General features: G+C 45.8%; 11 protein-coding genes. 9 read left to right on the plus strand and 2 right to left on the minus strand.

Annotated elements, in window-relative coordinates:
* Positions 1-34 precede the first annotated feature (34 nt).
* Positions 35-1,432, plus strand: coding sequence for a protoporphyrinogen oxidase (hemY, locus tag KH172YL63_RS05705; RefSeq protein ID WP_173108072.1), 1,398 nt, complete (start codon positions 35-37; stop codon positions 1,430-1,432).
* A 168-nt stretch (positions 1,433-1,600) separates the two neighbouring features.
* Positions 1,601-2,515, plus strand: coding sequence for a GNAT family N-acetyltransferase (locus tag KH172YL63_RS05710; protein WP_173105194.1), 915 nt, complete (start codon positions 1,601-1,603; stop codon positions 2,513-2,515).
* 114 nt (positions 2,516-2,629) lie between these two features.
* On the opposite strand, the gene KH172YL63_RS05715 is transcribed toward KH172YL63_RS05710, so the two are convergent.
* Entirely contained in the window at positions 2,630-4,036 is a 1,407-nt protein-coding gene (locus KH172YL63_RS05715) for a LysM peptidoglycan-binding domain-containing protein (protein WP_173105195.1), read from the minus strand.
* Positions 4,037-4,361: 325 nt separating this feature from the next.
* Here KH172YL63_RS05715 and KH172YL63_RS05720 point away from each other — a divergent pair, with 325 nt between their 5' ends.
* Together KH172YL63_RS05720 and KH172YL63_RS05725 are read left to right on the plus strand one after the other, a co-directional pair.
* Positions 4,362-6,560: a YhgE/Pip domain-containing protein gene (locus tag KH172YL63_RS05720; protein WP_173105196.1), complete on the plus strand. Its 2,199-nt coding sequence runs from the start codon at positions 4,362-4,364 to the stop codon at positions 6,558-6,560.
* A gap of 136 nt (positions 6,561-6,696) precedes the next feature.
* Positions 6,697-7,449, plus strand: coding sequence for a FixH family protein (locus KH172YL63_RS05725; protein WP_173105197.1), 753 nt, complete (start codon positions 6,697-6,699; stop codon positions 7,447-7,449).
* A 57-nt stretch (positions 7,450-7,506) separates the two neighbouring features.
* On the opposite strand, the gene yhfH is transcribed toward KH172YL63_RS05725, so the two are convergent.
* Positions 7,507-7,641, minus strand: a complete 135-nt coding sequence (gene yhfH, locus KH172YL63_RS05730) for a protein YhfH (RefSeq protein ID WP_138777683.1) — start codon at positions 7,639-7,641, stop codon at positions 7,507-7,509.
* A gap of 195 nt (positions 7,642-7,836) precedes the next feature.
* Here yhfH and KH172YL63_RS05735 point away from each other — a divergent pair, with 195 nt between their 5' ends.
* The 5 genes from KH172YL63_RS05735 to KH172YL63_RS05755 all read left to right on the plus strand — a co-directional run bounded on the left by KH172YL63_RS05735 (position 7,837) and on the right by KH172YL63_RS05755 (position 13,351).
* Positions 7,837-8,571, plus strand: a complete 735-nt coding sequence (locus tag KH172YL63_RS05735) for an MBL fold metallo-hydrolase (protein ID WP_173105198.1) — start codon at positions 7,837-7,839, stop codon at positions 8,569-8,571.
* An 11-nt stretch (positions 8,572-8,582) separates the two neighbouring features.
* A complete protein-coding gene (locus KH172YL63_RS05740) occupies positions 8,583-9,569 on the plus strand; it encodes a lipoate--protein ligase (RefSeq protein ID WP_173105199.1) in 987 nt (328 codons plus the stop codon).
* Between the two features lie 157 nt (positions 9,570-9,726).
* On the plus strand, positions 9,727-11,283 hold the full coding sequence (locus KH172YL63_RS05745; protein ID WP_173105200.1) for a fatty acid--CoA ligase family protein: 1,557 nt from the start codon (positions 9,727-9,729) through the stop codon (positions 11,281-11,283).
* A 152-nt stretch (positions 11,284-11,435) separates the two neighbouring features.
* The gene (locus KH172YL63_RS05750) at positions 11,436-12,212 is read left to right on the plus strand and encodes an enoyl-CoA hydratase-related protein (protein ID WP_173105201.1); all 777 of its coding nucleotides are present in this window, start codon (positions 11,436-11,438) and stop codon (positions 12,210-12,212) included.
* 209 nt (positions 12,213-12,421) lie between these two features.
* On the plus strand, positions 12,422-13,351 hold the full coding sequence (locus tag KH172YL63_RS05755; RefSeq protein WP_173105202.1) for a zinc-dependent alcohol dehydrogenase: 930 nt from the start codon (positions 12,422-12,424) through the stop codon (positions 13,349-13,351).
* Positions 13,352-13,364: the final 13 nt, after the last annotated feature.

A 13,364-nucleotide genomic window follows, 5' to 3' on the forward strand; every position in this document is an offset into this window, starting at 1 on the left:
GGAAGATATTTTGTTAAAGAAGGCGATGAACGTGTTGAAACAACAAACAAAGAAAGTTGTGATCATTGGTGGGGGGATCACAGGATTGACGACGGCTTATTATTTACAGCAGGAAATGAAAGAAAAAGGTCTTCCCATCGAAATCAAACTTGTTGAAGCGACCCATCGACTCGGGGGCAAAGTCCAAACCTTGGAAAAGGATGGCTTTGTAATCGAAAAGGGTCCCGATTCCTGTCTTGCAACGAAAACAGAGGTATCGCGCTTAGCCCAAAGCCTGGGCATAGAAAGTACAATGATCCGAAACCAAAAAGGTGTTTCCTACGTCATCGCAGGCGGAGAGCTCTATCCTATACCAGGGGGATCGATCGTCGGCATCCCTACACAAATCGCTCCCTTCATTACAACAAGCTTATTTTCATTAACGGGGAAAATGAGGGCAGCAGCGGATTTTGTCCTGCCCCGTTCACAGGAAAACGAAGATCAGTCACTTGGGAAATTCTTTAGACGAAGAATGGGTGATGAAGTCGTCGATCATTTGATTGAGCCTCTCTTAACAGGCATTTTTGCCGGGGATATCGATCAATTAAGCTTAATGTCTACCTTCCCGCAGCTCTATGAATTAGAACAAAAACACCGAAGCCTGATTGCGGGGATCAAGAAGACCGGTCAGGGTGCCGACCCGCATGGAGAAGGGAACTTCCTTACCTTCACCGGCGGCCTTCAATCATTGATAGATGCAATGGAAGAAAGATTGGATCCACATACGGTATATAAAGGCATGAAAGTGACCTCCATTGAAAAAGAAGACAGTGCTGGTTATACGATAACCTTTACGAGTGGGGAACAGCTGGAGGCGGACAGTGTCATCGTCACCACCCCTCATCACGTATTGCAATCTGTATTACCTTCCTATTCTTTTTTATCATTTTTAAAAGACATGCCGGCAACGTCTGTCGCGACTGTTGCAATGGGCTTTTCACAGCAGGCCATCAAAAAGGACATCGCCGGGACAGAATTCCTCGTATCCCGGAACAGCGACTTCTCCTTGACCGCCGGGACATGGACACATAAGAAGTGGCCGCATACCGCACCTGAAGGAAAAGCACTGTTAAGATGCTATGTTGGCAAATCAGGTGATGAAACCATCGTTGACCTGTCCGATGATTCCATCGAGCAAATCGTCCTTGAGGACCTTGGGAAGATCATGGATATCGAAGGGAAACCGGAATTTACAATCGTTTCCCGGTATAAAAATTCCATGCCTCAATATACGGTTGGACACGGTGAACGCATACGTGACATGTATGATGAAGTGGAATCGACGCTGCCTGGATTGTTCATTGCAGGAAGTTCCTACGACGGACTCAGTATCCCCGACTGCATTGCCCAGGGGGAAAAGACCGTTGAGAAGATTGTGGAATATGTAAGATAAGGGAGGCTGCCGATTGGCGGTCTTTTTTTTGTTGGTGAAAGGGGAAGAAGGCAGACTGTTGAATACGAAGCCTCTTTCTGAATACTTTCTAGAATTTATTTGATACAATAGAAAATAATGGATGATCAGGCGTCGGTCTGGAGTATCAAACATAGAGGAGAGTAGCCAATGAGCCAACAATGCGCTTCTTTGCAAAGTCCCATTGATTTAGGGGAAGGATTAACGCTGGTGTATCAAAATCCGAAAGCGTTTTCTAGATATTACGCTATTTATTATGCACAAAAATATGCAGACTACTTTTTTAAAAGCTCTCCAGAAGCATCGATCGAAATCGCCACTGCATTTGATTGCGGATACTTGATCGTGAAAGATGGTATGCCGATTGGCGGTGTTTTTCTGAAACCCAACTTTATGGCGGATTTTTTTCTTGTACCGCCTTTTGAAGACTATGAAGGCTTACTTCACAAACTTTTAAGACATGTAAGAAAGATTTCAAAGGCCGAAGAGAAAATTTTCCTGAGAGAAATCGTAGAAGAACATGTACTTGCTTATAAAGAAAAAGGGTGCCGCATTCATGAAGTGAACTATTGGATGATCCGTCCGACAGAATCACTTAAGGTAACTCTTCCGGAAGGATATCGTTCACGTTCCGTATCATATGATGATATTCATGGAATCGCTTCTTTACTATTGAAATCGTATAAAGCGAATCCTGCCTATAAGAACATTGGTACGAAAGAGGCTTATGCAGATCATGTAATGGAGTTCATCGAAAAATATCAACACAATCATACAATGGATCAGTGCTCAAGGGTCATCATTGATCAGAGGAATGGTGCCATTGTTGGTGTCTGTCTTCATATGGAGTTCGAAGGGTATCCATTAATCATGAGTTTGGCAGTCGATCCAGATCATCAACGAAACGGCCTCGGACGATATTTGTTAACCCATTCAATCAACGCATCAAGTAAAAAGTATCCGGCTACCCGTCTGAGTGTGATCAAAGATAATGCAGCGATTAAACTCTATGAGGATCTTGGGTTTATCAGAAATAGATCACTGACGGATATGTATGTCGTTTAATTGGCATCATTCTTAAAACCCAGCGCCCCGGAAGCGCTGGGTTTTTTTCGTGTGAAACAATGGGGTTGCAAAGCTTCCCTGATGAAATGGCTTTCGTCAAATGAGCACCGGCATTTACTTCTCCACCCTGTATCTGGCATGCTGCAGCATCCAGTTCTGTGGAAATGCCGACCCAAGGACCCAGTAGCTCAGCCCCTTTAATTGATAGTCATCGAGCGTCTTTTGTTTGGCAAGCATGCTCCTGGCGTCTTCAAACCAGACCTCATGCTGCTGCCCTTCTCTGTCCCAATAGGTGAAGTAGGGTGACTGATATTGTTCATTGTACCGGATCCTTACACCGTATTGAGCAGCGAGGTCGACTGCTCCCTGCGGGGAAATCGTTTTGGCGAATGTCCCTTCTTTCCATGGGATCTTCCAGTCACGCCCGTAAAGCGGGGTCCCCATCATGATTTTTTTCCTTGGAATGACGGTTACTGCATAGTCGAGTACCTTCTTTACTTCATTGATTGGTGCGATCGCCCATGGTTTGCCCCCGGCCCAGCCCCACTCATAGGTCATGAGCACGACAAAGTCGACGATTTCACCGTGTGCTTTGTAATCATGGGCTTCATACAGGAGTCCTTTTTGATCGCCTTTCGTTTTGGGTGCAAGAGCTGTTGATACCGAATAGCCTTTCGGTTTCAACGAAGCAACGGTCTTTCTTAGAAAACGATTGTAATGTTCCCGGTCTTCAGGATAAATGTATTCGAAATCAATGTTCAACCCTGTGTAGCCTTTGTCCTCAATTTTCTTCACAATCGAAGCAATTAATGCATCCTGCAGGGAATCACTCCGTAAAATTGTCGCAGCCAGGTCTGAATTGAATTTCCCATCCCGGTAATTGGTCAGGACGAGCAGCGGATCGACATCCCCATTCTTTGAAACGGAAATGAGGGCGGCATCATTCAGTTCGGTCATCGACCCTTCTTTCGTGATGGTATGTGTGAACGGAGAGAGGTAAGAGAAATAACTTGAAAGGCCATTCACTTCCGCTGCACCTTCCCCTTCGGCTCGGGTCGTATAGGCATTCACTGCAATGACAGGTTTGGGATTGGGAATCCTGATCTGCTGTTGGGGATAAATCAGGGACGGATTGGGAATAGCGTTCGCTTTCAATACGTCTTCCAGGGGAACTTTATGATTATAAGAAATCGTATAAAGCGATTCACCAGATCTGACTTCATGTATAAAAGCAGGCAGGACGATCAATTGACCGACAAACAACCGGGACGGATCTGTGATTTGATTGAATGCGATCAGTTCATCAATGCCTATTCCATACTTCTGACTTACCCCGGATAATGTATCACCAGGCTCAATGATATACTCCTTTAATGGCTCTGGAATGAGGAGACATTGACCGATTACCAATATATTCGGGTTCTTCAGCTGGTTTCCATACAGGATTTGATTTATTTCCACACCATATCTTGAAGCAATCGACCAAAGTGAGTCTCCGCTTTTTACCACATAGATATTCATTTCACACCTCCAGCTCCTCTTGTTCTAGCTTATTCAAGAGGGCTTATTCCATATGTGAACCTGTGTGGAATAAAAAGAACTTGTATAACCGGTGAGGATGTGATAAATTATTCAATGTTAACGAAATGACCGAAAATGTATTTTGGTCATTTTATCAAAAAACTTTATTTGTCGGTAAGTGGAGGTGCCGGATCACGTTCAAATCGTGTGATCCAATATTTTTTACCCGGAAATGACCGAAATTAAAATACGGTCAATTTAATTTCAAATGTGACTGATTGTATTTATTGGTCATTTGTTCTTTTTTAATATATAGGAGGTAAATATGAGACAATCATTTATTGGTTCAGAATTCAAAGCGATTTTCCAAAATAAAAAGTTGCTCATTCCGATACTCGCGGTACTGTTTATACCCGTGTTATACAGCGGTATGTTTCTGTGGGCATTCTGGGATCCATACGAGCAGCTGCCTGATCTTCCGGTAGCGGTTGTGAACAGCGATCAGGGTGCTGAGTTTGACGGAAAGGAATTGCATATCGGATCTGATCTCGTGGAGAAATTACAGGAAAGCGGTCAATTCGATTTCCATTTCGTTGATAAAGAAGAAGGATATAAGAATCTTGAGAAACAGGACTATTACATGCTTGTAGAGATTCCTGAGGATTTCTCTGAAAATGGGACGACGCTGTTAGAAGAGGACCCGAAGAAGCTTTCACTAAAGTATGTACCGAATGAAAGCTTTAACTTTCTTTCCGCCCAAATCGGAGATACGGCGATGAAAGAAATCAAGGCGAGTCTTTCAAAATCCGTTTCAGAAACGTATGCTGAAACGATGTTCGAGAAAATCCAGGAAATGGGGGATGGTTTCCAGACGGCAAGTGATAAAGCCGGTGAAATCAATCATGGTGCCATTGATCTTTCTCAAGGTGCCAACAAACTGAAGGACAATCTGGCTGTCCTTGCTGAAAAAAATGTAGAGATGACTGACGGTGTGGCGAAGACCCGTGAAGGAGCCGGGAAGCTGGCAAGTGGTTCTCAGGAATTATCTGATGGAGTGGCCGTCATGAAGGACAAATCCCGGCAGTTGTACAAAGGGACGCAGGACATCCAATCGGGGATGAATTCCCTGGCAGCCGGTATCGATAAAAGTAAGGCAGGTTTGGAGGAGCTTGATGCCGGAGTTGACCGTGCAGTGGACAATACGGCTTTATTGCAGGCGGGATCTGAAGAACTTGCAAAGAAAATCGGTGCGCTGAAAGACGGCGCAGACAATGCAAAAGCAGGAGCACAGACAATCGGAGCGGGTGCGACAAAGCTTGAAGAAGAACTGGCTCCATTCATGGGCAGTCTGCCTGAAGAGAAACAGGCGGAATTACAGGCTGCCATCGACAGTATTAAAAAGGGTGCATCGGGCCTTGAAACGGGTACCGGGTCATTGAGTGCAGGAGTGACCGGCCTGGAGGGCGGAGCATATAACCTGGCTGATGGCATCGGGAAATTAAACGAAGGTCAAAAGAAACTCCAAGGTGGGGTAGATCAGCTTGTGGCAGGTTCAGTCCAGCTTGACGAAGGCTCGGACGGGCTCGTGGCAGGACAGAACACCGTTGTTGAAAAATACGGATTATTAAATGAAAAGCTTGACGAGGTATATAAGGGGACAGTCGGACTCTCAACTGGTGCGAGTGAATTAAGTTCAGGGCTGGACCAGGTATACAGCGGCTCGACGCAGCTTGCAGATGGTTCGAAAAAGCTTGCAGACGGTTCTAGTGAGCTGGCAGATGGAACAACGAAGCTGTCAGACGGAACTGGAGAATATGCCGAGAAATTAAAAGATGCTGCCAAAGAGGCGAACGGTGTCAAAGCAGATGATGACACGTACGACATGATGGCAGGTCCGGTGGATGTGAAAAATGAGAAAATCAATCATGTTCCCAACTACGGAACCGGGTTTGCTCCCTATTTCTTATCACTCGGACTGTTCGTCGGAGCACTGTTGATCTCGATTGTGTATCCGCTGAGAGAACCATCCGACCGCCCATCAAGCGGCATGAGTTGGTTCCTTGGTAAGTTTACGGTCCTTACGACAGTAGGGGTCATTCAATCATTGATCGCTGCAGCGATTCTGCTCTTTGGGTTGGGGCTTGAAGTGGAAAGTGTTCCTTTATTCTTACTTTCTACAATCATCACAAGTCTCACATTCCTCGCTCTCATTCAGATGCTTGTGACGGTCCTTGGCGATCCGGGACGATTCGTTGCAATCATCATCTTGATTCTGCAATTAACAACGAGCGCAGGGACATTCCCGCTTGAATTGATTCCGACGGCACTTCAACCGATCAGTGCCGCATTACCGATGACGTATTCCGTGGCGGCATTCAAGTCTGTCATCTCCAGCGGTGACTATGCTTTCATGTGGCAAAATCTTTGGATCCTGCTTGGGTATTTCATCGTATTTGTCACTCTGACCTCGGTGTTCTTTATCGGATTATTCAAGAAGCAGTATTCGAAAACAATAGAAGCATAATGAGAAGCGGCAGGTGCGACAGGCATCTGCCGTTTCTTCATAAATTAGACAAACCCTTTCTCGTCCTGAACGTGTATACTGATTGGGAAGAGGTACATACTGGTGTTACGAAGAATGCTCATTAGGAGGTTATACAATGAAGAAGGCAAGCTTGATCATGTTTATGGGGTTACTTGCACTATTGATGACGGCATGCGGAAATGCCGATGAACATAACGGGGCAAATGAAGACAATCAGCTGAAACCGATCGAGGCGAAATTGGATGTTCCTGCAACAGGCAAAAAGGGTGAAACCATTTCCCTTTCTACAACAGTCACACAAGGCGATGAAAACGTAGAGGATGCCGGCGAAGTGAAATATGAAATATGGCAGGATGGTCATAAGGAAGAAAGTGAAATGATTGAAGCGAAACATGAAAAAGGCGGGATATACAAGGCAGAAAAGTCGTTCGGGGAAGACGGTATGTATACAGTACAGGTTCATGTGACCGCTCGTGACATGCATACGATGCCTAAAGCGCAAATTGCGATTGGTGAAGTGGAAGCCGGTGAGCACGAGGAAGCCGGGGATGACCACCATCACGGCGACCATGAAAGCACAGTCGCGATTCATCTCATGAAGCCTGACAAAATGACAGCAGGGGAAGAAACCGGACTGATGGTGCATGTTGAGGAGGAAGGAAGTGCCTTGGAAGATGCCGAGGTGCGCTTTGAAATTTATCAGGACGGTCAGGAAAAGCATGAATGGGTCGATCTCACATCAACTGAAGCCGGCAAGTACAGCGGCTCTTATACCTTCCCTGAAAAAGGCACATATACTGTCCAGGTACATGTCACCAAAGGAGAAGCCATCCACGAACATATCATGGAAATGGTGGATGTAAAATAACAATAAAAAGGATGCTCATAGATTGAGCATCCTTTTTATTACCCCTTAATCAGCTTATCAGTATTCGTAATCAGTCGTACATTTCTCGCAATAAATGCCGTAGCATTCATGCTGCTCCTCAATTGTATCTCCACACTGTGCACAAGACTTAGGCGGCAAATTCCGAAAGAACTCCATAATATTTTTTACCATGTTCATCACCCTCCGTAAATTTGTATTCACCCATCAATTGTTCGTGTTATATAACTGATGTGTTAATTTATTTTATTGTATTATAACAGTATGAACTTCGTCAACGATTAATTCAAAAATGGGCGAAAAAAATGAAAAAATAGGTCCAATGAAGTATAGTAAGGATACATACCAACTGAATGGAGGAGTGGCATTATGAAGCTGACCATCATCGGCCATTGGGGCGGTTATCCGAAGGCCGGAGAAGCCAGCACAGGTTATTTGCTGGAGCATGACGGCTTTAAGCTGTTGATTGACTGCGGGAGCGGGGTGCTGTCCCATCTGCAGCGTCATATAGAAGCAACCGATCTGGATGCTGTATTATTGTCCCACTATCACCCGGATCACACAGCGGATATCGGTGTACTACAACACGCATTATTGATTCAATTTTTCCTTGGGAAGAACAGCGGGACCCTTCCCGTATACGCCCATCGGGGGGATGAATCGGGCTATGGCGCCATTACATATAAGAATCTGATGAAAGCACATGAATACAAGGAGGATTCAACTTTAACGATCGGCCCTTTCACGGTCACATTCGTGAAAACGAAACATCCGGTACCATGCTACGGGATGAGAATCGAAGCTGACGGGCAATCGCTGTTTTACACAGCCGATTCCGCCTACCGTGAAGCTTTCATTCCGTTCGGTAAAGATGTTGATGTACTTCTTTGTGAGTGTAATTTTTACGGAGGGATGGATGCATCGAATGCCGGTCATATGACGAGTCTCGAAGCGGGGACCCTTGCCCGGATAACGAATGCCGGAAAACTGATCCTGACCCATCTCCCTCATTTCGGGGATCTCAATCAGCTCGTGACAGAAGCGAAAACCAATTATGACGGCGACGTACTGTTGGCGGAGAAAGATATGGAAGTCATCATTTAGGAGGAAAAAAGATGTTATTTATCGATAATAAAGGGATCACAGATCCCCGCATCAACCTGGCTATAGAAGAATATGCGCTCAAGAACCTGGATATTAATGAGAGTTACCTATTGTTTTACATCAATGAGCCTTCCATCATCATCGGAAAGAATCAAAATACGATCGAAGAGATCAACACTGAGTATGTGGATAGTGAAGGTCTTCATGTCGTACGCCGTCTTTCCGGTGGAGGAGCCGTATACCATGATCTGGGGAACTTGAACTTCAGCTTCATCACCAAGGATGACGGAGAGAGCTTTCACAATTTCAAGAAATTCACAGAGCCTGTCGTCACCGCCCTTCACAAACTGGGCGTGAAAGCGGAATTGAGCGGGCGCAATGACATCATCGCCGAAGGAAGAAAGATTTCCGGAAATGCACAATTTTCGACAAAGGGACGCATGTTCAGCCACGGAACATTATTATTCGATTCAGAGATGGAAAACGTCGTATCTGCACTCAGGGTGAAAAAGGACAAAATCGAATCAAAGGGGATCAAATCGATCCGCAGCCGCGTCGCCAACATTTCTGAATTCCTGACAAAGGAAATGACGATCGAAGAGTTCCGCGCCACATTGCTAGATTATATATTCGATGGAAATGATGTAGAGGAATATGTGCTTTCGGAAGAAGACTGGAAGAACATCCATGAGCTGTCTGAAGAGCGCTACGGGAACTGGGATTGGAACTACGGGAAGTCCCCTAAATTCAATCTTCAGCACTCCCACCGATTCCCGATCGGTTCGATTGATGTCCGTCTTGAAGTGAACAAAGGAAGAATCGACTCCTGTAAGATATTTGGTGACTTCTTCGGTGTCGGGAATGTGGAAGAAGTGGAAGAAAAGCTGACAGGTATCCGTTACGAGAGAAAAGATATAGCCGAGGCACTCGACGGTGTTGACATCCAGCACTATTTCGGGAATGTATCAAAGGAAGAATTCGTGGACCTGGTCTACTGAAGTATAGGAATGAAAAGTCGTCCGGATCGCGGGCGGCTTTTTTTAATTTGCAACACTTGTATTAATACTATTCTTTATATAGAATATATTTTGAATACTTTTAATAGTTAGATGAATGACCATTCATTCAGTTTTCCGGAAAAGGGGAGGGATTCAAATGAATATTTCTACCGTGTTAGACCAAATCGCCCAAGAGAAAGCAGATAAAACGGCGTATCACTTTCTTCACACCTCCAGTACATATGGGGAGTTAAATGGGGCCGTATCGAAATTTGCAAGCGGCCTTAAGCGGTTGGGTTTAAGCAAAGGGGATCACATCGCACTGGTATTGGGGAATTCGCCGCATTTCGTCATTGGGTTGTATGGTGCATTGCGCCTCGGATTAAAGGTCATTCCGATCAATCCGATCTACACCCCCGATGAAATAGGCTACATCTTGAAAAATGGGGATGTCAAAGCAATCGTCACACTCGATTTACTTGTTCCATTGATCGAGAAGATGCAGCATGCTTTATCCGATGTCGACCATTTCATCCTGTGTGAATCAGGAGATGAAAGGGCAAAGGGGATCGACCTTGAAAAGCTTTCCCTTGCATACCCTAAAATGAAATCGTTTACAAGTATTCTGAGTCAAGGAGATCCCACGTTCAAAGGGGAAGACGTGGATGAAGACGAAGTCGCCATCATCCTTTACACCTCGGGAACGACCGGGAAACCGAAAGGCGCAATGCTGACACATAAGAACATTTATTCAAATGCCACCGATGTGGGCAGCTATCTGAAGATGAATGAAGATGATACGGTCATCACGGCACTGCCGATGTTTCATGTGTTTTGTTTGACGGTGGTACTGAATGCGCCGTTAATGACCGGGGCGACGTTACTGATTGTACCCCGCTTCAGTCCGAAGGCCATCTTTGATCTGTCGAAGGCTCATCGTCCGACTGTATTCGCCGGTGTGCCGACGATGTACAATTTCTTATTTCAGTATCCGGAAGGGAATCCAGAAGATTTATCGTCACTCCGCCTCTGTATTTCCGGCGGGGCTTCGTTGCCTGTTGCGCTCTTGAAAAACTTCGAAAAGAAATTCAACGTGATGATCTCGGAAGGGTATGGCCTATCGGAAGCGTCACCTGTCACCTGCTTCAACCCGCTGGACCGACCAAGAAAGCCAGGCTCCATCGGAACGTCGATCATGAATCTTGAGAACAAGGTTGTCGATGAAATGGGCGATGAGGTGCCGGTCGGACAGGTTGGGGAACTGATCGTCAAAGGACCGAATGTCATGAAGGGGTACTACAAGATGGAAGAAGAAACGGCCGCCACGATCCGTGATGGATGGCTGTACACCGGAGATCTTGCCCGGATGGATGAAGAAGGCTATTTCTACATCGTGGACAGAAAGAAAGAGCTGATCATCGTCGGCGGATACAACGTGTATCCACGTGAAGTGGAAGAAGTGTTATACAATCACCCTGGCATCGTCGAAGCAGCCGTCATCGGCGTCCCTCACCCTGAGCTTGGTGAAGCGGTCAGCAGCTATGTTGTCAAAAGCGATCCATCTTTAACGGAAGAAGATGTGCTTGCTTATTGCAAGGAGCATCTTGCCAAATATAAATGGCCGGCGTCGATCGAATTCATAGATGAGCTTCCGAAAAATACGACAGGGAAAATCCTGAGGAGAGCCCTGAAAGAACAAGTGCTTCAGGCATAGAAAACAGAAGGTGTCCAGTGATTCACTGGACATCTTTTCTCTGTATTGTTTAGGCAGGATATATACCAAAATCAGAAAAATGAAAGGGTTTTCTTCGGATGGTGTCGAATTCTAGTCAGGGAAGAAACACTTAAACAAAGGGGAGAATACACATGGAATCCATACTTCTAGAACAAAAAGGCAACGTCGCAACCGTCACGATCAATCGTCCGGATGCGATGAATGCCTTTAATTATGATACGCTGAATGAGCTTCAGCAAGTTGTCGAGGCGCTGCGGATCAATCCGGATGTCAGGGTCGTCATCTTTACGGGCAGCGGAGAGAAAGCCTTCTCTGTCGGAGCCGATTTGAAGGAAAGAAAAACCCTGACCGAGCAGCAGGTCATCCGGAATGTCTACAAAATCGGTGAAGTGTTCCAATCGGTCTCCACCCTTCCGCAGCCGACAATCGCTGCCATGAACGGCTATGCTTTCGGCGGAGGAATGGAGCTCGCACTTGCCTGTGACTTCCGGATCGCCGTTGAAGGGACCACAATGGGACTCACTGAAACGAGTCTCGCCATCATACCTGGAGCAGGAGGTACGCAGCGTCTGCCACGATTGATCGGAGAATCAAAAGCGCTTGAACTGATTCTGACGGCAAAACGATTGAGCTCGGAAGAAGCATTGAATATCGGACTCGTCACAAAAGTAGTAGAAAAAGAGAACTTCATGGGTGAAGTCCATGCCTTTGTAGAACCGATGCTGTCGAACGGTCCGGTTGCCCTGCAGCAGGCTAAATTCGCCGTAAAAAACGGGATGAACGCTGATTTGCAGACTGGATTGCAGATTGAAAGAAAAGCATATGAAATCACCATCCCCACTGAAGACCGTGTGGAGGCGTTACTGGCATTCAGCCAAAAGCGAAAGCCTGAATTCAAGGGGAAATAATACGGCAAAAAGGACTCTCATGGAGGGTCCTTTTTATATTGGGATGATACGAACAGATTGAAATAAATCGTTGAGTAAAGGTTCTTTATTTGGAATAATGAAAGGAAGGAAAAAAATGTATGATGAAGGCAGGATGAAGGGATCCTGAAGCAAACTCAGTGAACGGAAAGTAGAAAGTATGTCTGATCATGAAAGGTGAGCTTTTCAACATGAAGAAGAAATCGCTTGTATTAACGGGAAAGCAGCAGCTCGAATGGCGGGTGAAAACCATCCCTCCCATGAAAGAAGATGAAATCCTCATCAAAACGATGGCAGGTGCCATCAGCATCGGGGCTGAACTCCCTCAATATGATGAATGTGATCTCACTGAGCCTGCACCTTCCTACCCGAAAGAGACCGGTTATGAAAGTTACGGGGAAGTGATCGGTGTCGGTGACGGAGTGGAGAAGATCAAGGCCGGTGACCGGGTCGTGGCATTCTATGGACATAGTGATTACGGGATTGTGAAAGCGGCTAAAGTCATCCCTGTTCCAGAAGAGATGCCTTCTGCAGACGCGCTGCTCATCATTTTGTCATGTGATGCCGGCAAAGGAGCGTTAAAGCTGAATCCATCCAAGGATGAGACCGTCCTCATTTCTGGTGGAGGCACAATGGGGCTCTTGACCCTTCACTTCTTGAAGGAGCATCTCGGCGTGACAAAGATTGATGTAATCGAACCAGATAGGAATAGGGGAAGGCTGGCAAAATCATTCGGTGCTCATACCGTGTTTTTGAATGGGGACGAGATCCCCGGTGATCATTACGATTATGGTGTGGAATGTTCAGGGAGAAACGATGCTTTCCACACCCTTCAAAAGGCGATGAAACATGAAGGGGCGATCTGTATCCTTTCTGACGGCAATAAGGAAACGTTCACCCTTCACCCTGATTTCTACCGCAAAGAGCTCAAAGCAGTGGGGTCGAGTGACGGATGGGATTATCATCGCCATGCAGCATGGTATGCTGATGCGGTAAAAAGAAGTGATGGGGGCTTGCGCAGCATTTTTGAGAAAGTGATTTCTTCTCATGAACTTATCTCATGCTTTGAAGAATTGAGCAGTGGCAAGAGAAATCCTGTGAAGGTCCTTGTGGAGTATTGATAGGTCGTCAAGA

Origin of the sequence: Bacillus sp. KH172YL63 (assembly GCF_011398925.1) — a bacterium.
GTDB lineage: Bacteria > Bacillota > Bacilli > Bacillales > Bacillaceae_B > Rossellomorea.